Origin of the sequence: Marinobacter shengliensis (assembly GCF_030297115.1) — a bacterium.
GTDB lineage: Bacteria > Pseudomonadota > Gammaproteobacteria > Pseudomonadales > Oleiphilaceae > Marinobacter > Marinobacter shengliensis.
This window is the reverse complement of sequence record NZ_AP028062.1, coordinates 2,241,870-2,261,450: the sequence shown is the minus strand read 5'-3', so window position 1 is coordinate 2,261,450 and position 19,581 is coordinate 2,241,870. Positions and strand designations below refer to the sequence as shown.

The following is a 19,581-nucleotide window of genomic DNA, read 5'->3' as shown; positions in this document are numbered from 1 at the left end:
TCGCCGACCTTGAGGGCACCCCCGATAGGTTCGCGAAAAGGGTGTCAAATATCGATTTGCACCTCCTCACCCATTGGCACTGCGCAGCAGGTCAATACTTCGCCTTTGCCTGGCGTTATTACCGGGCGTCGCTGATAGTGCACGGCGCCAGAGACCAGTCGGGTGGCGCAAGCACCACATTTGCCCGAGCGGCAGTTGTAGTTCGGTTTCAGGCCCGCGGCTTCGGCAGTTTCCAGGAGTGTACCACTTTGATGGGTCCATTCAGCTTGGACGCCTGAGCGGGCAAACCTGATATTTGCGCGCTCAGGAAGTACCACAGTCGGGGTTATCTCCTCGGATTCACCGAGGTCTCCAGCACCGAAAAATTCATAATGGATATGCGAGCGGTCTACCCCGATTTCACGCAATCCTGAATAAAGCGATCGCATGAATATTTCGGGGCCGCACAAGTAGAACTGGAAACCGCCAAACGGCAGAAGTTTAGCAAGAACGTTCATGCTGAGCCGTTCTTCCGTATCATGGGTATCGCCCAGCTTGTCACCTTTCAGTGGGGCACTGTAGGCAATAAACAGATGGAGCCAGTCATATTGCCTGGCCAAAGCAACCAGTTCCTCCGTGAAAGCCTGAGTAGCGCTGTTCTGAGTGGCATGGATGAAGTACACCTCGCGTTGGGGCGCACCGCCCTGAACCGCGGCCACCTGTGCATCCAGCATGGCGATCATGGGCGTTATGCCGACGCCACCGGACAGCATGACGATCGGCTGAGTACCGTCGTCCAGAACGAAATCGCCCAATGGTGAGCCGACCTCGATGATATCGCCATTGTCGAGTTCATCGTGCAGAATTCGGGACGCTAGGCCTCGTGGTTCGCGCTTGATCGAGAGGCGATAATCTTGCCCATTTGGCCCTTGCGAAATTGTGTAACTTCGCAGAATTGCATCGTCGCCTTTGCGGATCCGTATTGGCAGGAACTGCCCCGCCACATGCGGCTCAATCGGGCCACCGTCAGCGGGCTTCAGGTAGAAAGACGTGATGTTGTCGCTTTCCTTCCGCTTAGCGGCAATCTCAAAGCGCCGATAACCATCGGTTTTGAGGGCAGCGAGGCGGGCGTCAGTCCAGGTTCCAGTGCTATCCAGCCCGGGCCAAGGCTCCGGGGCTGACGCAATAACCGGTAAAGCTGCAGTGGCGTGCCAGATCTCGTCCGGCACGACGTCGACGATACGCTCGGCGCCTTGGAAAGACGCAACGCGGGCTGAATCCCAGTCGATGGCAGCGCGGCCGGTCAGTAATACCGCGCAACCTGTTTCGAAATCGGGAATAAACAGACTGACCCGACCATCGCTTTCAATATTGCCCAATGTGTTGAAAAAGCGATTGCCGGAAAAATCCGGAAAGGAGAGGGTGCCGTCATCGTTGACACCGAGAAACCCGGGCCGGCCTCCACGGTGCGATGCATCGACCCCCGCACTTCCACCAACAAGCGAACCAGCCGCTCGGGAAGCAATGAAAAAAGTGTCGGACGCCTCAATAATTCGGCGAACCTCCGGATCACGCAGGTTGGCCTGCCGGCGACTCGTGCGCTTGGGGTCGTCCGGAGCTGCGCTCAGAGCGCGGGTTTGAATATATTGCGGGCAGTTCCCAAAACTTTGGTCCACCTGAATGGCCATGATGCCACCGGATGTATCTTGTACTCGACCATTCATCCGGTTGCGGCGCCGGTTGGTCAGATCGATCCCGACGATACCCACGCTGGCGCCGGTCGACCGCTCCAGTTCAAGTTCATTGGCAAGAACCGGTGTTCCCCTTAACTCCAGCCTGTCCGGAGCAGGGGAGACCACAAACCCCGGCGCTCCGAAAGCAGGAACGCACCAGGGCCGGCCAGTGCGGTCAAGCAACGCCAGAAACAGCATGGGCAGGTTTTCAAAGAAATCCCTGTGTTGTTGCGGCATTTCAGTGCGAACGAAGCTTTCTGTTTGCTTCAACCATGTATCTGGAATGTCAGCACGGGCCTGCACAGCACTTTCCCCTATATGGAAAACATCAGGGACCTTCTTCATTGGATCATCCTCTTGGTCAGACGCCTTCAGGTAGCGGAGCACGGGCCATGCCTACAAAGCGCTCCTGGCTCTCGATTCGTTTCAGCCAGGCCCGGATAGATGGGTAACCTTCAAGGCTCACACCCCCTTCCGGCGCATGAGCGATGTAGCTATAGCCCGCCACATCGGCAATCGTGATCGCTGACCCCGCGAGGAAATCTCGAACCTTCAGCGTTTGCTCCATCACCGCAAACAACCGATGAGCTGCAGCCTTGGCATGCTCGTGATCCAATGGCGCATTGAACACCGTGACCAGCCGCGCTGCACAAGGCCCGTGGGCAATCTCGCCGGCGGCAACCGACAGCCAGCGCTGGACTTCTGCAGCGGCTTCCGGGGTATCCGGCAGCCAGCGGTAGCCCGTGGGGTAGGATTTCATCAGGTAGATCAGGATCGCGTTGGAATCACAGAGGGTGACGCCATTGTCGTCGATGGCAGGGACCTGGCCGAAAGGACTCATCGCTAAAAACGACGGCGCCTTATGCGCACCATTTGCCATATCAAGATCAATCGCCTGGTAGGGAAGATCGAGCAGAGCCATCATGAGTTCAACGCGATGACAGTGACCGGATTTCGGGTGTCGATAGAGCTTTATGGGAGCAGCGTGGGTTGGGAAGTTCGCATTCATAGTCAGATTCCTTCGGATGAGACATAGGCCGTTTCTGGCGGCATGGCATTTGTTGCTCATCAAGGGTAAGGTTTTCCATAAACATGCAGTAGACGGTAATTTTGGAACCTTGATTTCCATTCAATGGAAGGCTTAAGAGAAACCCACAGAGAGGCACGATGCGCTATGCCTGACCGACTGAAAACGATGGCTATGCTTGTGAAAGTGGTTGATAAGGGCAGCATTTCATCGGGCGCAAAGGCGTTGGGAATGCCCGTTGCTACCGTGAGTCGACGGATATCTGAGCTGGAAGCCGACCTGAAGGCCGAGTTGGTGTTGCGCTCTCCCCGCGGATTGACGTTGACGGATACCGGGGTTGCCTACGTGGCCGCATGCCGCAGGATTCTTGACGACGTCGCTGAGATTGAGCGGGGGGCCTCAGGCGAATTTTCAGCACCCAGGGGAACATTGACCCTAACGGCACCGATTGTCTTCGGGCGCATGCATGTGCTACCGGTGGTCACTGAGTTTCTGAAGTGCTATCCGGACATCAACGTTCGGCTGCAGCTCATCGACCGGCCAGTCAGCCTCAGCGAGGAACACATCGACATGGCCGTTCGAATTGGTCCACTGCCAGACAGCGGCCTGATTGCGCGTAAGGTAGGGGAGGTGCGTCGTATCGTTTGTGCAAGCCGGTTTTACCTGGAGACCCACGGTGAACCCAAAGCGCCAAACGACCTTGAGACGGCTTCCTGCATCGTCTTCGACCAGTTTCTAGCGGATCAGGCCTGGAGTTTCGAAACGGACGGAAAGACCCTCCGGATTCCCGTTAACGCACGTCTTCATGTGAATACGGCCGAAGCCGCCCTTGACGCCGCAGAGGCGGGCCTTGGCATCACTCGGGTGCTGTCTTATCAAGCGGCACCCGGGATAAAAGCCGGGCGCTTGGAAGCGATCTTGCAGCGCTGGGAACCGGCGCCTCTGCCTGTTCAGTTTGTCTATGAGCAGCGGGCTTTAATTCCGCAGAAACTGCGGGCGTTTATTGATTTTGCGGCGCCGCGTATCGCAAAAAGGATTGCGTAGGTTAAGCAGAGTCCGCGGTTTCTCTCGCCCCTTGTAGCAGTGCAACATCGGTTTTTGGCGGTGCGCCAAACAAACGGCTGTACTCCCGGCTGAAGTGAGATGGACTCTCATAGCCCACGCGATAACTGGCAGTTGCCGCCTCCAGTCCTTCCATCAGCATGAGCCTGCGCGCCTCATGCAGGCGCAGCTTTTTCTGGAACTGCAGTGGCGACATTCGCGTAACCTGCTTGAAATTGTGGTACAGCGTTGATTCGCTCATGTTGGCCGATTCCGCTAACTGGCCGACTCGAAGGGGCTCAGCGTAATGGTCCTTCAGTGTCGAAATCACCTTGGAGATCCGGTTTGCCTGGGTGTCTGCGGCCGCAAATTTTCGCATTCTTGACCCTCTTTCACCCATCAACGCCCGATAAATGATTTCTCGACGGATCAGGGGCGCAAGCACGGGAATATCACTGGGCGAATCCAATAGTTGCAGAAGCCGGTAGAGCGCGTTCTGCATAGGCCCATCCATCATCGTGACACAGAGTCCGCACAAGGTATCCGTGCAAAGCTCGTCGGGGTCTGGCGCGGGCGCTTTGTCGCCGAGCTCCATCACCAGTTCCGCGACGTCATGACGATCAACCTTGAGCCTGACCGACAGATAGGGATGGTCGATCGAAGCTGTCTCGATGCTTCCCGACACCGGCAAAGGAACCGACGTGACCAGGTAGGAAAGGGGCCGATAGGTGATTTGCCGATCACCAAGTTCGATGGTCTTGGTGCCCTGAATAAGGAAACACAGTGACGGCTCATAAACGCTCGGGCCGGTATTGGAAGGTTGGTCGCACCGAATTAAATCTAAGCCTTCAATGGCGGACCCCTGCACGCCCTGCAGGGGTGTCCACCGGCCGGCAGTGCTAGCCAGCTGTTGCTGGAGACTGGCTGTAGGGTCTGCGGAAATCTCTGGAATTTTGGCGGTCATCGATGCTTCTCCCTTTGTCTGGCAGTATATTCTTTGCGCAGCAGATTCGTAGGGGCGTTTTTGCCTTTTCTGTAGAATCAGGCAATGACGGCGTAGAAATCGACAACTCGCATAGTTCAGTCGAAGGTGACTTGGCAGAAACAGGCACGTTTCCTCAGCAACCGGATACCGTCTGCAATACCAGGCTCGCTATCTTAGCCAGAGACATTTGGACGAACACACAAAGCACTAAACTTGCGCCAAGTTTTTCAATGACTTACTCTCGAAAATCCATACACATTGCTAAACCGGCTTAGAGCGAATTGGAGAATAGGGCACTCATCCGGGTTTCCACACGAAGTGCTAAATTCGGCGTTCGCTGGAATGGTATGTAAGATTGGAGGCAACCAACAAGCCTTGGCAGTAGGGGGCGTAATTAAACATAAGCGAACATTCACGGCTGCTCTTTCGCACACGCTTCTTTCAACAAAAACACTTCGATATTTATCAAATCGTCTAACTGAGAAGCTGGCTTTTTGGTTTGGCTATGTACTGCAAGAAGGCCCGGGCTGTTCTTGGCGTTTGGAATGTCTTGTCAACAGCGCAAAGAAAAGCAGAACAATCAAATTGCCTCTTGCACATCTACCTACTAATAGGTAGATTAATTGGCGCATGTTTAATGACCAACAGAGGCAATCAATGAAAATCTACGATATCGAAGGCTTCCCGAACCCGCTCCGCGTTCGCATCGCTCTGGCAGAAAAAGGCGCAACAAACCAGGTGGAATTCGTCCCGGTCGATGTCATGGGCGGCGAGCACCGTTCCGAGGCGTTCAAGACGAAAAACCCGGATGCCACCGTGCCCATGCTGGAACTTGACGACGGCACCTGCATCGCCCAGTGCAATGCCATCACCGAATATATCGACGGCGTCTTTGATGGTCCGTCCCTTATGGGTACAACCCCAGCGGAGCGTGCCCGTATCGCAATGATGAATCTGCGGGCAGAAAACGGTCTGATGAACGCCGTGGGTGCCTATTTCCACCACGCGACCCCGGGGCTTGGTCCGGATCTGGAAACCTGGCAATGCGCTGAGTGGGGTAATAAACAGAAAGAAATTGCCAGCGCAACCATGGCCTACCTTGACAGCGTTCTGGCGGACAACGAGTTTCTCGCAGGCGACAGCTTCTCGGTCGCAGACATCACCGCCTTTGCCGGCCTGGGGTTTGCGGATTTCGCGAAGGTTGACATTCCCGAGTCTCTGACCAATCTCCAGGCCTGGCGCGCAAAAGTCGCAGCCCGTCCTTCAATTGCCGGGTAATCCGAAACCTTCGGATTTAATGCAAGCGCTGAAAACATGAAGGGCACAAAAGGGAGGAATATCATGGAGATTAATGCAGATTTCTCCAAACCGGTGGTTATGCATTCCGACCAGATTGAATGGCAGCCCTCGCCCATGAAAGGGGTGGAGCGGCGCATGCTGGACCGGATCGGGGACGAAGTTGCCCGCGCCACGACCATCGTGCGTTATGCGCCGGGCAGTCATTTCTCGGCGCATACCCATACCGGTGGAGAAGAATTCATCGTACTCGATGGCGTGTTCCAGGACGAGCACGGTGACTTCCCTGCTGGCACCTACGTGCGCAACCCCCCAACCACGTCACATATTCCGGGCTCTGAAACGGGCTGTACGATATTTGTGAAACTGTGGCAGTTCGACCTGGCCGACCGCACCCAGTTCAGCAAGAATATGGAGGCCGAGCTGGGCGCCCCAGTGGGCGGCGTTGCCACCGCAAAGCTGCATGAGGACGATCGTGAGATCGTGACCTACAGCCAGCTCGATGCGGGGGCGACACTGACCTCTGAGGCGCCCGGCGGAATCGAACTGCTGGTGGTCGAAGGTTCGGCTATCAGGGATGGCGAGGTGCTGGCCAGGCATGACTGGCTGCGCCTCCCTGAAGGACACAGGTTGTCCGTGACGGCCGGGGACGACGGCGCCAAGATCTGGATGAAAACGGGGCACCTGCGATTTGCCGGGGCACCGAGGGTATAAGCCCGGCAATAGCGGGATTGAAAAGGCAGACAGGTGAACAACCATGAACCGTGATACCAGAACAGCCCTGATGGATCTTGCCGAGCACACCGTCCGGTCACGGGGCTTTGACGGGTTCAGCTACGCGGATCTGGCCGAGGCCATCGGCATTCGAAAGGCCTCGATCCATTATCATTTCCCCACCAAGGCGAAGCTCTCCGAAGCCTTGATCGAGCGCTATCAGACCAGTCTGCAGCAGGGTCTGACCGAGATAGACGCAGCCCATGCCAGCGCTGGCGCGCGCCTCAAGGCACTCATTGCCCTGTACCGCGGGGCGTTGCATGATGGCCAGACCGTGTGTCTGTGCGTTGCCTTTTCGACCTGCCGCGAAAGCCTGTCCGACACCGTTATTGCCAGAGTCGGCGCCGTTCGCGCAATGGTTCTGCAGTGGATTACGGCAACGTTTGAACTGGGACAAAGGGATGGATCCGTCTCGGCCATCCTGGGTCCCGCCGATGAAGCGCAGGCGACCCTGGCGATGCTGGAAGGGGCCCACCTTGCCGCGCGCACCGAAGAAGACCTCGCCGTGTTTGATGCCGCAACGCGACTGCTGCGCGCCCGCTGCCAGTAACGACGGGACAGGAATCGCGCTTTGATGTACAGAATCGCTACGCAAATTGACTCATAACGAGCGAAAAGGAGCAAACAGATGATGAGCACCCTGAAAACAGCACTGGCAGCAGCCACGCTGTCACTCACTGTTGCAAGTACGCAGGTACTGGCAGAAACGCAAACCAGAACCATCGAGTATCAAGTCGGCGACGAGACCTTCACCGGCTACATGGCCTGGGATGATGAATTCGGGCAAAAGCGTCCGGGGGTTCTGGTGGTCCATGAATGGTGGGGGCACAATGAATTTGCCCGGAATCAGGCAGAACGACTTGCCTCGGCCGGCTATACGGCGTTTGCGCTGGATATGTATGGCTCTGGCAAACAAGCCGACCATCCCGATACCGCCCAGAAGTTCATGCAGGAAGCCACTCGGGACATGAGTCAGGTCAAGGCGCGCTTCATGAAGGCGATGGACATCCTGAAGAACCACGAAAGTGTTGATGCGTCCCGAATTGCGGCACAGGGTTATTGTTTTGGCGGCGCCGTGGTTCTCAACATGGCGCGCATGGGCGTCGATCTGGACGGCGTTGTCAGCTTCCACGGCGCGCTCGGCAGCCCCCTCACGGCTGAACCCGAGTCCGTGAAAGCCAGGATCCAGGTGTACACCGGCGGTGCCGACAAGCTGGTCCCCTCGGATCAGGTCGCGGGCCTGGTCAAGGAGATGCAGGATGCCGAAGTCGACCTGACACTGGTGAGCTTTCCCGGAGTACTGCACTCATTCACCAACCCAGGCGCCGACAAGATCGCCGAGGAGTTCGGCATGCCGGTTGGTTATGATGAAGAGGCTGCCAGCCGTTCCTGGGATGGCACCATGCGTTTCTACAAGGCCATCTTCACCCAGTAACACAAGCGAGTGCAAACAAACCGAAACCGGCAGTATTTACAGTGAATTCTGGAACACCAACCGAAAAGCATGATGAGGTGCAACATGGCAACTGAGAGTTTACCACTGTTCGATGGAGACAATCGTCCAGGCTACAAGTCGCTGGGCAACTCGGGGCTGTTCGTATCCGAACTGTGCCTGGGCACCATGACCTTCGGCGGCGATGAGGACATCTGGGGCCTGATCGGCCAGTTGCAGCAGGAACAGGCCGACGAACTCGTGAAGATCGCCCTGGAGGCGGGGGTCAACTTTATCGATACCGCCAACATCTATGGTTTCGGCGCCAGTGAGCGCATCGTCGGCCAGTCCCTGAAGAATCTCGGCGTTCGCCGCGAAGATGTGGTGCTGGCGACCAAGGTGCTCGGCCCCATGGGCGCAAGCCCCAATGCCCGTGGTGCTTCCCGCGGCCATATAATGAGCGAATGCAAGGCGAGCCTGGCGCGCCTGCAAACGGATTATATTGACCTGTACCAGATCCACGGTTTTGACCCGGCCACGCCGATCGAGGAAACTCTGGAGGCACTGAACACCCTGGTGCAGCAAGGCCATGTGCGTTACGTGGGCCTGTCCAACTGGGCCGCCTGGCAAGTGATGAAAGCCATCGGCATCACCCGGGCCCGCAACCTGTGCCCGATCATATCCATGCAAGCCTACTACACCCTCGTAGGTCGCGATCTGGAGCGGGATATTATTCCGATGCTGAAATCTGAGAACGTTGGTCTGATGGTGTGGAGCCCACTGGCCGGGGGTTACCTGTCCGGTAAATACGAGGGGCCGGACGTTTCCGAAGAAAACCGGCGCGCCAAGTTTGACTTTCCACCCGTCAACCGCGAGCGGGGCAGCGAAGTCATCAAGGTTATGCGGGAGATTGCCGATGGCAAACAGATCGACGGCGAACCGGTCAATGTGGCACAGATTGCCCTGTCATGGCTGCTACACCAGAAGCCTGTGACCAGCATCATCGTTGGCGCCAAGCGGCCCGAGCAGCTCAGGGACAATATCCGCGCGGCCCAAATCCGCTTGTCCGACGATGAACTGATAGCCCTGGATGAAGTCAGCCGCCTGCCCGAGGAGTACCCGGGCTGGATGATGGCAATGATGGCCGGGTACCGAAACTCTACCGAGTCCTGATTCCAAAACCGACCCAACCCAACCCAACCTTCACATCGTGCTGCGCCCCGACGGCGCAGCCGCTATGCTGGAAAAACCGTTAATGCTGTCAAAACTTAGACGTCCGTGCCTACTGGCCACTTCGACGACTCTCCTGGCTGCTTCAACACCTGACTTTACCGGTTCTGGTGTTGGCGGCAAAACAGGTCGTGTCTAAGGGTTATTTCAGAACTCAATCACCTTCCTGGAAGACTTAAGTGAAATGTAATTGCTAACAAAATTGGCGCTCATTCAAACCTACCTCAATCTTCCATCTGTAAGCGAAACCAAAGAGCATAAAGCGCCGGCACAAACAATAGCGTGATCAGAGTGCCGACCGCCACGCCACCGATAAGGACATAAGCCAGCGGCCCCCAGAACAGGTCAAAGGTCAGAGGAACAAACGCCAGAACGGCCGCCAGGGCGGTGAGTACCACGGGTCGGGCACGCTGGACTGCCGCCTCGACAACGGCTTCCCGGGCAGCCATCCTTGCTTTGAAGTTGTCCTGCACCTGCTGCGTCAGAATCATGGTATTTCGCATCAGGATGCCGCCCAGGCCAATCAGCCCCAGCAGCGCGGTAAAGCCAAAGGGTTGATTAAACAGCAGCAAAGCCAGCACAGCCCCGATCAGACCCAGTGGCGCGGTGGCAAGAACAGTCAATGTGCCGATAAAGGAACGCATCTGAAGCATGATAAAGATCAGCATCAACGCCAACATCACCGGTTGTAATGTCTGGATTGAAGCATTGGCTTTGGCTGATTGTTCCACCGTACCGCCGATTTCAATACGGTAACCCTCCGGCAACTGTTCGCGCAGGCCCGTCATCGCACTCCATATCTCCTTGGTAACATCCGGTGGCTGGGCACCTTCTACATCGGCCTGAACGGCCAGGAAGGGGTCACGGTTGTAACGCTTTATGACGGGGTCCTCGTAACGAACCTGCCACTTGCCCAGTTGCTGTACGGAAAGTTTGCGGCCGTCGCGGGTTTTGATCTCAAGATCTTCCGGCATGATCACTTCGCCACGGGCATTACGCGCCACCAGTTGAACGCTCCTTATGCCCTGGCGCAGTTCGGTGACGGCCACTCCGCGGAGTTGGAACTGCAGTTGCCGGGCAACTTCCGCCGGGGTCAGGCCCATCCAACCCAGGTTTTCCGGGTCCATATCAAGATAGAGAGTGGGCACACGCTCATCCCATTCGAGATGCGGCATGACGATATTCGGATGCCCGGTCATGAGAGTGCGGATCTGGTGCGCGATCTCTCTGAGTTGATCGGATTCCGGACCCAGCACACGAAAACTGACCGGCCAGACCACCGGGGGACCGTACAGCAAACGCGTCACCCGCACTCGTGCCTCCGGAAATTCACCCGCCGCGATTCTGGTTTCCAGCGCCGAGATGATGCGATCGCGCCCTTCAACGTCCTGCCCAATGGCAATCAACTTGGCAAATGCCGGGTCCGGCTGCTCGGGGTTGGCCGATACGAAGAATCGGGGTGCACCGGCACCGATGTAAGCGGAAAGGCTTTTCACCTCCGGCATGTCCATCAGAATCGCTTCCAGGCGTCTGACACTTTGATCCGTGGTGGCAATAGCGCTCCCCTGCGGAGCGTAGACACTGATCAGAACTTCGGGGCGATCAGAACTGGGGAAAAATTGCTTCTGCACCTGGGTTGCCATCCCGAAAGCACTGATCGCCAGCAAACCCACTGTGATAAAAACGACGGTTTTCCGGTACTGTACACACGCTGTGATCACTCTACGCAACCGCTGATAAAACGCGCTTTGGTAGAGGTCCTGGCCCGTATGCCCGGTGTAATCGGGCAAGAGCTTGACGCCCAGATAAGGCGTAAAAGTTACCGCCACCACCCAGGAAATCAACAACGAAAAAGCGAGCACCCAGAAGATGTTGCCGGTGTATTCTCCCACTCCGGACTGGGCAAATCCGATGGGAACAAATCCGGCCACCGTCACCAGCGTTCCAAACAGCATGGGCGCGGCTGTTACGCTCCAGGCATGACTGGCTGCCCGTACCCGGTCCCAGCCGCTCTCCATCTTCACAATCATCATTTCAATGGCGATGATCGCATCGTCCACTAACAGACCCAGTGCGATAATCAACGCACCCAGGGTGATGCGGTCCAGGTTTATGCCCGCCATTTTCATCAACAAGAAAGTCAGGCCGAGGGTCACAGGAATCGCAATGCCCACCACCAAACCCGCGCGCAGACCGATCGCCAGTATGCTAACCCCCATCACCACGACCAACGCAACCAGAAACTTGACCTGAAAAAGATCAACCGCCTGAGTGATGGCTTCCGCCTGATCGGTCAGGGTCTGTATTGACATTCCCAGCGGCAGCCTGCCCTGTTCGGCACTGACAAACTCGCGCAGCCGCTCACCAAACTCCAGGCCATTTTCACCCGCGCGCATGACGACACCTAACAGGATCGCATCCTCACCGTTGGAGCGGACGATGTAGCTCAAAGGATCTTCATAACCTAAACGCACCTCGGCCAGATCAGACACGGTGATAAGCTGGTCTCCGATACGCAGAGGTACTGAGGTGAGGCGCTCAAGGTCAGACAGGTCGATGTTGCTGCGGACATAAACCCGCGGGCCGGCAAGATCAACAAAGCCAAGAGGCTGAAGACGGTTGTTGGCCTCTATCGCCTGCAACACCTCTTCTGCCGACAAACCGAGGTTGTTGAGCCGGTCCTGATCAAATTCGAGATACACCCGCTCAGGACGCTCCGCCAGGAGCTGTGCTTTTTGCAAGCCGGGCAGCCGTTGCAAGCGATCCCGTATCGATTCTGCCTCTCGGGTCAGTTCACGCATTGGCATCCCGGGTGCCGTCAGCGCCAGCAGGGAGAAATACACATCCGCGAAATCATCGTTGACGATGGGGCCGATCACACCCCGGGGCAGATTGGGCCTCTCATCGAGCATGCGTTTGCGGACTTGATAGAAGAGGTCCGGCACTTTTTCGCTGGGCGTAGAATCCTGGAATCGGATAACCATGGCGGCCTGCCCGGGCCGGATGGTTGTTTCAATGGTATCGGTATACGCCACCTCCTGAACTCGCTTTTCCAGACGATCCACGACCTGATTCTGCAGCACCTCAGGGGTTGCTCCTGGCCAGACGACAGAAACCACCATCGCCCGGACGGTGAACGCAGGGTCTTCCGCCCTACCAAGGGAGGAGAACGCGTAGAAACCGGCAACAACGGACAGCAAAAGAAAAAAGAGGGTGACCGAACGCTCGCGCACTGCCAGCGCGGAAAGATTCGGTAAGCTCATTGAGCCAGCTCCCGCACCGCCATGCCAGGCGTGAGCAGGTGTGTCCCCAACGCGACGATGGGCGTTCCCGCGTTGATATCGGCCTTGATCTGCGCATACTCTTCACCCAGATCGATCACCTCGACCGCAAGGGGCTTCACCGTGCCATCGGAGACCAACCAGACCTGCGGCGTTTGCCCTCTCTCATCGAGGGCACCCAGCGGTACGCGATGGCTGGGCGCGGTTTGCTTCTGTGCTAACTGGACACTCACCACCGAACCCAGGGTTAAAGATGAGGGGTAGGGCCCCTCCAGGCTGTATCGGGCACGCCAGCTCCGGCTTGCCGGGTCGGCAGCCCCGGCAATCTCTCTCAGGCTCACAGCAAGCTGTTCGCCATTGGGTAAAGGAACATAACCGCGCCTGGGCGGGCTACTGCCCTCTGGCAAAAAAACCTCGACTTCCAGCGATTGATCTTCGGCCAGAACGGCAAGGGTTTGACCGACACCCACAACCTGGCCGGGTTCAACGATGACCTCAGTGACCACGCCTGCATGGGCGGCTTTCAGTTCCGCATACCCCAGGGCATTCTGAGCCTGCTGATTGCGTGCAGAAGCCGTTTGCACCTGGCTGCGCGCCTCACGCTCTGCCAATTCAAGGCGTTGCAGGGTTTGTTCGCTGACAAACTGACGCCCCACAAGTTGCTGTTGGCGCTGGAGCTCATTGGTGGTAATTGCCAGGGCCGCTTCTGCACGCTTCAGATCCGCGGCGGCTCCCTCCGCCGTTGCTACAAGGTCTCGTGTATCGAGTTTGAACAGTAAGTCGCCTTTTTCCACGCGTTGACCGGCATCAATGTAACGATGTTGAATCCGACCGGCGATCTGAAAGGCCTGAGGAACTTCGTGGCGGCCTCGCAGGGTTCCTGAAAATCTGTGCGTTGTTGGGCCGGCGTCCTTTAGTTCAACTGTTTTTACCCAGGGGATAGGGGCGCGGGCCTCTGGGGGCGGTTCCGAAGACTGCTGACAACCAGACAGAATGAGCAGCGAGATAAACAGTGTCAGCATACAGCGCATGGCAGGTGTCCCGATTGGCAAAATCAAGGTGTGGGTATCAGTTCTCGCGGTGTCTGGACAAAGCAAGTTGCAGGATGGCATCGCGAACGGCTTCCTTCTGTTCCATGGGCAGAAAATGAGTCGTACCCTCAAGAACCCTCACGTCAGCCGAGGGCAACAAGGTCTGCAGACGTTTTTGCGCCGCCGGCGAGAAGGTTGACCCGCGTTCCGCCGCCAGCGCGATAACCGGGCACCGCAACTGACGAATACCGGGCCAGGGGTTGTGTTCGGTATGGGCAAAGGTGGTGCTCTCCCACTCCGGCGCACACGCCAGGCGAACTTGATCGTCCTGCGGCAGAAAAGCGTGTTGGATGTAGGCCTCCAGCCATGCATCGGGCCAGGTCTTGAAGCCACCGCGGCCCCGATAGTTGTCCAGCGCAGCAGCGTGCGAGTCGAATACCCGGCGCCGACGTGCGGCTCCGGCGGCCAGTGACAACCGATGTGACTGGCGTAGCAGCTTGGCCAGCCACAACTTCAGGCCCTGCCCCGGATCCATGATCACCGGTTCCGCCAGAATCAGGCCCAGCACTTTGTCTGGCCGTCGGGCAGCGGCCATGATGCTGGTGGTGGCACCGATAGAATGGCCGGCGAGCCAGACCGGCTCGTCCAGGCTACCCAGCAGAGCGGTCATGTCGCGATAGTAGGTTTCCCAGCCCCGGAATGTCGAAAAGTTCGCCGCACCGGCGCTGGCCCCGTGCCCCCGCATGTCCCAGGCCAGGACATTGACGTCCGTGGCAAGCCCATCAAGGAGGGGGCGGTACAGGCGGCCATGGAAACCCGTTGCATGCGCCCAGTGCACCGTGGGGCGCGCTTTGGATTGCGGCCAGCGCCACAGTGCGATCTCCGCGCCATCCGGCGCCTGGAATTGGTCGCGTTCAGGGTTGTTGTGCTTATTGTTCATGAAGATCTGCTTCTTTGGCCGCCACTGTCGGGAGCAACAACTGAACCTGACCGCTGGCGATCGGTTTGCGCTTATCGCCCTGCCAGCAGGTCACCCGGACCAGGCTGCTCCGCCTGCCTTGTCGAACAATTTCGGCGCTGGCGAACGTCGATCGGGCCTGCGCGGAACGGAGGTAGTTAATGTGGCTGTCGAGAATGCGTGGGCAACGTTTGTCGGTATCCTGGCTTTGCGCAGCGACCCGCGCGGTGAGTTCGATCAGGGCGCCAAGCACGCCGCCATGGAGGGCGGGTAGCATAAAGTTGCCAATGAGCGCTTCACGACACGGCATATGAACCACTAGACCTACATCGTCGCGTTGAACCTCAAGCCCAAGGTGCCGTGCGTAGGGAATGCGCTCCAGCAGAGCCTGCCAGTCGGAACATTCTTTCCCGCTTTCGGTAGGGCCTGAGATGGGTTGTGCCGAATCGCCAGTCGTGCTCATGCGCCCTCCTTTTTTCGTCCACCGGCCTGGAATCGCTGGCCCTGGGTGTTGCGCATGAAGGTGGCGTTTGCCGTCGCTAACAGTGCACTATCGCTCTCGCTGAGGATGTCGCAATGGATGAACGCGACCTCGTCCGTTAAATGACGACAGGTGGCCACCGCCAAGAGGGCACGGTCGCCGATGGCGGGCCGCAGATAATCCATGCGCAGATCCAGCGTGGCAATGGGCATCAACTCCAGGGCCCCCGCGAATACCGCCAAGCCTCCGGCGGAGTCGGCCAGCGAGTAGAGCACGCTGGTGCAGATTTCTTTTGTATCCTCTTCGGCGAACATCCACGGCTGTGGGGTCAGGCGCATGCAGACCTGGTTTCCGTTCACAGAGACAACCTGCATACCCAGATCCCTGCCGTGGGGAACCTGTTCGGTGAACTGCCACGCCGTCGTCACAGCGTCACTGTGCTGAGCTCTGTTCGACTCCGTCATCAGATCTGCCCACCCCGGTTTGCATTTCGCACAGGGGCGGAAGTGGCGGGAAACAGCTGATTGTCATATGTCATTGCCATGTCAGTTTCTTCCGAATAACATTGTTGCTGGATTTTGGTTGGTTAACCAACCAAAAGTCAAGAATCTGTTGAGGCAAATGGCACGCCACCCGTGCAATGGCGTACGATCAGTGTAACAAGTCAGGTGGTGGCCGCTCTGATGAATAACGAACTGGCTTGCTGAGGAGATACTTAAGCGATGGTTAACAGACAGATGGCTCCTCCAAGCAAACTGGGCGACCAGGGCGACGTTTTGTCTAACGCAGCCAGGCTTTTTCGTGAGAAAGGCTTTGAAAGGACGTCGCTCAAGGAGATTGCCGAGGCCTGCAATATGCTGCCCGGAAGTCTGTATTATCGTTACAACAGCAAGGAAGCGCTGCTTGTCGAGCTGATGCGCCGGGGGGTGGACCTGGTTACCGCAGAGGTCGAGTCGGCTTACGCCAGTTCGGATGACCCGGTTGAGCGTTTACGTCTTTGTATCAACGCGCATCTGCGAGCCCTGTTGGTCGATTCGGACGCGGTTTACGTGCTGCTGTTTGAATGGCGGGCGCTGGGCCCGGAGGCTCGCGAGGAAATCATCGAACTGCGTGACCAGTACGAGTCCCTGTGGGCCGGTATCCTCGAAACAATGATTGCGCAGGGCGTGGTCCGCAAGAATATTGATGGCCGCCTGCTTCGCCTGATCGGCCTTGGGGCGCTCAACTGGGTTGCAACCTGGTTCGACCCGAACGGGGCTCATTCACTCGACACCATTGGCGACTTGATCTGGCAGATCGCTATGGACGGTGTGATCAATAAAGGGGGGCAGGCATAGGTTCTGGCTTCACAAACGCAAGCAAGTAGCCTCTGTTTATGATCGCTAATCATGCGGATGCACGGTTTGTGATCTGACATTTTGCCTGAACTGCTCAGGCGACTGGTCAAACCAGCGCTTGAAGGCGCGTCTGAAATTGGCACTGTCGTGATAGTTCATCAACGCGGCAATGGCCTCGATTGACAGCTGGCTGTCACGCAAGTAGGTCGCTGTCTGCTGGGACAGAATCTCGTCGCGAACTTTCCGAAAACCGCTGCGTTCCTGTTTGAGTTTGCGTGCCAGGGTGCGTTTGCTCATGAACAACGAGGCTGCTGCTTCGTCTTCACTGAGCGTTCCGGGCGGTCGGGACAACATCATCATCTTCAGCTGGGTCTGATAGCTCGGTTTATCCGACTGAAGTTGCGCAAGCATCGATTCACACTGTTGCAAGGCCAGACGATAGTTTTCGTGATTGGCGGAGGCATTCGGTTCCTGACACAACGACATCGGCAACGTAAGTTTTAACTGGTCGCAATCAAAGCGAATCTGCCCGGGCAAAAAATCGGCATACATTGCCTGATACGGGGGTTCAGGATGAGCGAAGCATATTTCAGCCTCATGCAAAGGGCGACCAATTATAAACTCGCCAAATTCAAAAAGGGCCTTAACCATCGCATCCGACAGGCACCGCTGTATGTCATCGTCCAGCGACTCCTGGTAGTCCAGAATACATTCCAGGCGCTCGTTGACTTGCCGCAAATGCAGTTGGATGAAGCTCGCGCGCGTGGGCAGAAAAGTATGAATCGCTTGCAGCGCAGTGAGAAAGTCGGGGCTGCTGTAGGCCACGAATCCCATCGCACCATGGGTTGCCGGGGTCAGTCGCTTGCCTAGCCATAACCCTAATTCCGGCTGGCCGGACAAATCCAGTGCGTTGCGCAGAATCCGCACCTGCTGCGCTGCGGTAAGCAGGCTTTCCTCGCTCAGGAATTGCGTCACACCAAGCCCGGTGCCGAGCAGCAGACGTGGCAGTTGTTTGGCTGTTAAATCGAGCTCACGTGCAATGAGCCGTGAGTAATTCGATGGAATACCGGGACCGGATTTTTGCAAATCACCCGTCTTCTGCGTCGTCATCATCGATCTTCCCCGTCCTAAATGATCGTCATTTTGTCTTTAAATGACCTCAGCTTGTCAAGAAATGACCTGACAGGAGTGTCGTCAGACAGACAATATCTATTACTGAACACTACTGGCAGGAGAACAATAATGGGCAAGATTACTTTTATAGAACATGATCAAACTGAACATGTTGCTGAATTCAAAGCTGGTTCCTCGGTAATGCAAATCGCCGTTGACAATCTGATTCCCGGTATTGACGGGGATTGTGGGGGAGAGTGTGCCTGTGGTACCTGCCACGTGATCGTCTCGGACGATTGGTTCAGAAAGACAGGTACGCCTGGTGGTGAGGAAGAGCAAATGCTGTCAATGACCCCGGAGCGGGCAAGCACTTCGCGCCTGGGCTGCCAGGTGGTCATTACTGATGAAATGGACGGCATGACCGTGCATTTACCCGAGTTCCAGATGTGATCATAGGAGGACGCATGCCAACACTGTCCAAAACATTTGACGACATTCAGTCCCGAGTGATTAATGCTACCTCCAGGGTGGTGCCGATGCACAGGCAGATCCAGGGGCTGAAACTGTTAATGGGCGCCAAGAAGAAGGCCTTCGGCCCACGCCGGCCCGTGCCCGAATTTGTTGAATCAGCCATCCCGGACGTTAACACGCTGGCCCTTGAGGACATCGATGTCAGCAATCCGTTTTTATATCGGCAGGATCAGTGGCGCGCCTATTTCAAACGGTTGCGTGATGAGGCTCCGGTCCATTACCAGAAGAACAGCCCCTTCGGCCCCTTCTGGTCGGTGACTCGCTTTGAAGACATCATGTTCGTGGATAAGAGTCACGACCTGTTTTCCGCCGAGCCGCAAATCATTCTGGGTGACCCTCCAGAGGGGCTGTCGGTGGAAATGTTCATAGCCATGGATCCGCCAAAACACGATGTGCAGCGCAGCTCGGTTCAAGGCGTGGTGGCACCGAAGAACCTGAAGGAAATGGAGGAGCTGATCCGATCGCGTACCGGCGATGTGCTTGACAGCCTGCCTCTGGGCCAGCCCTTCAACTGGGTGCCCACTGTATCGAAGGAACTCACCGGTCGCATGCTCGCAACCCTTCTGGATTTTCCTTACGAGGAACGTCACAAGCTGGTTGAGTGGTCGGATCGGATGGCCGGGGCAGCATCGGCAACCGGCGGCGAGTATGCCGATGAAGAGATCATGTTTGACGACGCGGCTGACATGGCCTGGTCCTTCTCCAGGCTCTGGAGGGATAAGGAAGCGCGCCGCGCGGCGGGCGAAGAGCCCGGTTTCGATTTGATCAGCCTGCTACAGAGCAACGACGACACCAAAGATCTGATCAATCGCCCGATGGAGTTTATCGGCAATCTGACGCTGCTTATCGTTGGCGGCAATGATACCACTCGCAACTCAATGAGTGGTGGCCTGGTGGCCATGAACGAATTCCCAAAGGAGCTCGAAAAACTGAAGGCAAAACCGGAACTGATTCCGAACATGGTGTCGGAAATCATCCGCTGGCAAACGCCGCTGGCCTATATGCGCCGAGTCGCCAAGCAAGATGTTGAGCTGGGCGGCCAGACCATCAAAAAGGGCGATCGCGTTGTGATGTGGTACGCCTCGGGCAACCGTGACGAGCGCAAGTTCGAAGACCCCGATCACTTCATTATCGATCGCAAGGACGCACGAAACCATATGTCATTTGGCTACGGTGTTCACCGTTGCATGGGCAACCGCCTGGCCGAATTGCAACTGCGTATCCTATGGGAAGAGATTCTCAAACGCTTTGACAAGATCGAAGTCGTCGGCGAGCCGGAGCGCGTGCAGTCCAACTTCGTGCGGGGCTATTCGGAGCTGATGGTCCAGCTGACACCAAAAAGTTAATGAACA

18 protein-coding genes are annotated in these 19,581 nt (G+C 56.9%); 9 read left to right on the top strand and 9 right to left on the bottom strand.

Annotated features, from left to right (window positions below; genetic code table 11):
• Positions 1-44: 44 nt before the first annotated feature.
• Complete coding sequence (locus QUE75_RS10380; RefSeq protein WP_286249850.1) at positions 45-2,099, bottom strand: 2Fe-2S iron-sulfur cluster-binding protein; 2,055 nt, start codon at positions 2,097-2,099, stop codon at positions 45-47.
• The gene (locus tag QUE75_RS10375; protein ID WP_286249848.1) at positions 2,074-2,721 is read right to left on the bottom strand and encodes a glutathione S-transferase family protein; all 648 of its coding nucleotides are present in this window, start codon (positions 2,719-2,721) and stop codon (positions 2,074-2,076) included. Before QUE75_RS10375 ends, QUE75_RS10380 begins: the two co-directional genes overlap by 26 nt.
• A 123-nt stretch (positions 2,722-2,844) precedes the next feature.
• Between QUE75_RS10375 and QUE75_RS10370 the strand changes: the two genes are divergently transcribed.
• Positions 2,845-3,783 (top strand): LysR family transcriptional regulator, encoded by a 939-nt coding sequence (locus tag QUE75_RS10370; RefSeq protein ID WP_318036573.1) that lies wholly within the window; start codon positions 2,845-2,847, stop codon positions 3,781-3,783.
• 1 nt (position 3,784) lies between these two features.
• On the opposite strand, the gene QUE75_RS10365 is transcribed toward QUE75_RS10370, so the two are convergent.
• Positions 3,785-4,744, bottom strand: coding sequence for an AraC family transcriptional regulator (locus tag QUE75_RS10365; RefSeq protein ID WP_286249846.1), 960 nt, complete (start codon positions 4,742-4,744; stop codon positions 3,785-3,787).
• A gap of 678 nt (positions 4,745-5,422) precedes the next feature.
• On the opposite strand from QUE75_RS10365, the gene QUE75_RS10360 reads away from it, so the two are divergent.
• From QUE75_RS10360 to QUE75_RS10340, 5 genes are all read left to right on the top strand, one after another.
• Positions 5,423-6,043 carry a glutathione S-transferase family protein gene (locus tag QUE75_RS10360; RefSeq protein WP_041654905.1) on the top strand — a complete coding sequence of 207 codons (621 nt, stop codon included), beginning with the start codon at positions 5,423-5,425 and terminating at the stop codon, positions 6,041-6,043.
• A gap of 63 nt (positions 6,044-6,106) precedes the next feature.
• A complete protein-coding gene (locus QUE75_RS10355; RefSeq protein WP_008170339.1) occupies positions 6,107-6,775 on the top strand; it encodes a cupin domain-containing protein in 669 nt (222 codons plus the stop codon).
• Between the two features lie 43 nt (positions 6,776-6,818).
• On the top strand, positions 6,819-7,385 hold the full coding sequence (locus QUE75_RS10350; protein WP_008170337.1) for a TetR/AcrR family transcriptional regulator: 567 nt from the start codon (positions 6,819-6,821) through the stop codon (positions 7,383-7,385).
• A gap of 78 nt (positions 7,386-7,463) precedes the next feature.
• Positions 7,464-8,270, top strand: coding sequence for a dienelactone hydrolase family protein (locus QUE75_RS10345; protein WP_008170335.1), 807 nt, complete (start codon positions 7,464-7,466; stop codon positions 8,268-8,270).
• 84 nt (positions 8,271-8,354) lie between these two features.
• Positions 8,355-9,440: an aldo/keto reductase gene (locus QUE75_RS10340; RefSeq protein ID WP_058091238.1), complete on the top strand. Its 1,086-nt coding sequence runs from the start codon at positions 8,355-8,357 to the stop codon at positions 9,438-9,440.
• Positions 9,441-9,721: 281 nt separating this feature from the next.
• On the opposite strand, the gene QUE75_RS10335 is transcribed toward QUE75_RS10340, so the two are convergent.
• The 5 genes from QUE75_RS10335 to QUE75_RS10315 are packed head-to-tail and all read right to left on the bottom strand — an operon-like array spanning position 9,722 to position 15,712.
• Positions 9,722-12,760 carry an efflux RND transporter permease subunit gene (locus QUE75_RS10335; RefSeq protein ID WP_058091239.1) on the bottom strand — a complete coding sequence of 1,013 codons (3,039 nt, stop codon included), beginning with the start codon at positions 12,758-12,760 and terminating at the stop codon, positions 9,722-9,724.
• The gene (locus QUE75_RS10330; RefSeq protein WP_227510245.1) at positions 12,757-13,800 is read right to left on the bottom strand and encodes an efflux RND transporter periplasmic adaptor subunit; all 1,044 of its coding nucleotides are present in this window, start codon (positions 13,798-13,800) and stop codon (positions 12,757-12,759) included. The genes QUE75_RS10335 and QUE75_RS10330 overlap by 4 nt, the downstream gene beginning before the upstream one ends.
• Before the next feature lie 46 nt (positions 13,801-13,846).
• Positions 13,847-14,749 (bottom strand): alpha/beta fold hydrolase, encoded by a 903-nt coding sequence (locus QUE75_RS10325; RefSeq protein WP_014422286.1) that lies wholly within the window; start codon positions 14,747-14,749, stop codon positions 13,847-13,849.
• Positions 14,739-15,230: a PaaI family thioesterase gene (locus tag QUE75_RS10320; RefSeq protein WP_014422287.1), complete on the bottom strand. Its 492-nt coding sequence runs from the start codon at positions 15,228-15,230 to the stop codon at positions 14,739-14,741. Before QUE75_RS10320 ends, QUE75_RS10325 begins: the two co-directional genes overlap by 11 nt.
• Positions 15,227-15,712, bottom strand: a complete 486-nt coding sequence (locus QUE75_RS10315; protein ID WP_014422288.1) for a PaaI family thioesterase — start codon at positions 15,710-15,712, stop codon at positions 15,227-15,229. The genes QUE75_RS10320 and QUE75_RS10315 overlap by 4 nt, the downstream gene beginning before the upstream one ends.
• Positions 15,713-15,970: 258 nt before the next feature.
• Here QUE75_RS10315 and QUE75_RS10310 point away from each other — a divergent pair, with 258 nt between their 5' ends.
• Entirely contained in the window at positions 15,971-16,585 is a 615-nt protein-coding gene (locus QUE75_RS10310) for a TetR/AcrR family transcriptional regulator (RefSeq protein WP_014422289.1), read from the top strand.
• A 45-nt stretch (positions 16,586-16,630) separates the two neighbouring features.
• Here QUE75_RS10310 and QUE75_RS10305 read toward each other — a convergent pair whose 3' ends face one another.
• Positions 16,631-17,698 carry an AraC family transcriptional regulator gene (locus tag QUE75_RS10305; RefSeq protein WP_014422290.1) on the bottom strand — a complete coding sequence of 356 codons (1,068 nt, stop codon included), beginning with the start codon at positions 17,696-17,698 and terminating at the stop codon, positions 16,631-16,633.
• A 129-nt stretch (positions 17,699-17,827) separates the two neighbouring features.
• Here QUE75_RS10305 and QUE75_RS10300 point away from each other — a divergent pair, with 129 nt between their 5' ends.
• Entirely contained in the window at positions 17,828-18,148 is a 321-nt protein-coding gene (locus QUE75_RS10300; RefSeq protein ID WP_008170311.1) for a 2Fe-2S iron-sulfur cluster-binding protein, read from the top strand.
• Between the two features lie 14 nt (positions 18,149-18,162).
• A complete protein-coding gene (locus QUE75_RS10295; protein ID WP_041654913.1) occupies positions 18,163-19,575 on the top strand; it encodes a cytochrome P450 in 1,413 nt (470 codons plus the stop codon).
• Positions 19,576-19,581: the final 6 nt, after the last annotated feature.

What these genes read in the sequence shown, in the direction of transcription:
- QUE75_RS10375 (WP_286249848.1), bottom strand. Translation starts at nt 2,721, where the DNA reads ATGAATGCGAACTTCCCAACCCACGCTGCTCCCATAAAGCTCTATCGA.
- QUE75_RS10370 (WP_318036573.1), top strand. Translation starts at nt 2,845, where the DNA reads ATGGAAGGCTTAAGAGAAACCCACAGAGAGGCACGATGCGCTATGCCT.
- QUE75_RS10365 (WP_286249846.1), bottom strand. Translation starts at nt 4,744, where the DNA reads ATGACCGCCAAAATTCCAGAGATTTCCGCAGACCCTACAGCCAGTCTC.
- QUE75_RS10360 (WP_041654905.1), top strand. Translation starts at nt 5,423, where the DNA reads ATGAAAATCTACGATATCGAAGGCTTCCCGAACCCGCTCCGCGTTCGC.
- QUE75_RS10355 (WP_008170339.1), top strand. Translation starts at nt 6,107, where the DNA reads ATGGAGATTAATGCAGATTTCTCCAAACCGGTGGTTATGCATTCCGAC.
- QUE75_RS10350 (WP_008170337.1), top strand. Translation starts at nt 6,819, where the DNA reads ATGAACCGTGATACCAGAACAGCCCTGATGGATCTTGCCGAGCACACC.
- QUE75_RS10345 (WP_008170335.1), top strand. Translation starts at nt 7,464, where the DNA reads ATGATGAGCACCCTGAAAACAGCACTGGCAGCAGCCACGCTGTCACTC.
- QUE75_RS10340 (WP_058091238.1), top strand. Translation starts at nt 8,355, where the DNA reads ATGGCAACTGAGAGTTTACCACTGTTCGATGGAGACAATCGTCCAGGC.
- QUE75_RS10335 (WP_058091239.1), bottom strand. Translation starts at nt 12,760, where the DNA reads ATGAGCTTACCGAATCTTTCCGCGCTGGCAGTGCGCGAGCGTTCGGTC.
- QUE75_RS10330 (WP_227510245.1), bottom strand. Translation starts at nt 13,800, where the DNA reads ATGCTGACACTGTTTATCTCGCTGCTCATTCTGTCTGGTTGTCAGCAG.
- QUE75_RS10325 (WP_014422286.1), bottom strand. Translation starts at nt 14,749, where the DNA reads ATGAACAATAAGCACAACAACCCTGAACGCGACCAATTCCAGGCGCCG.
- QUE75_RS10320 (WP_014422287.1), bottom strand. Translation starts at nt 15,230, where the DNA reads ATGAGCACGACTGGCGATTCGGCACAACCCATCTCAGGCCCTACCGAA.
- QUE75_RS10315 (WP_014422288.1), bottom strand. Translation starts at nt 15,712, where the DNA reads ATGACGGAGTCGAACAGAGCTCAGCACAGTGACGCTGTGACGACGGCG.
- QUE75_RS10310 (WP_014422289.1), top strand. Translation starts at nt 15,971, where the DNA reads ATGGTTAACAGACAGATGGCTCCTCCAAGCAAACTGGGCGACCAGGGC.
- QUE75_RS10305 (WP_014422290.1), bottom strand. Translation starts at nt 17,698, where the DNA reads ATGATGACGACGCAGAAGACGGGTGATTTGCAAAAATCCGGTCCCGGT.
- QUE75_RS10300 (WP_008170311.1), top strand. Translation starts at nt 17,828, where the DNA reads ATGGGCAAGATTACTTTTATAGAACATGATCAAACTGAACATGTTGCT.
- QUE75_RS10295 (WP_041654913.1), top strand. Translation starts at nt 18,163, where the DNA reads ATGCCAACACTGTCCAAAACATTTGACGACATTCAGTCCCGAGTGATT.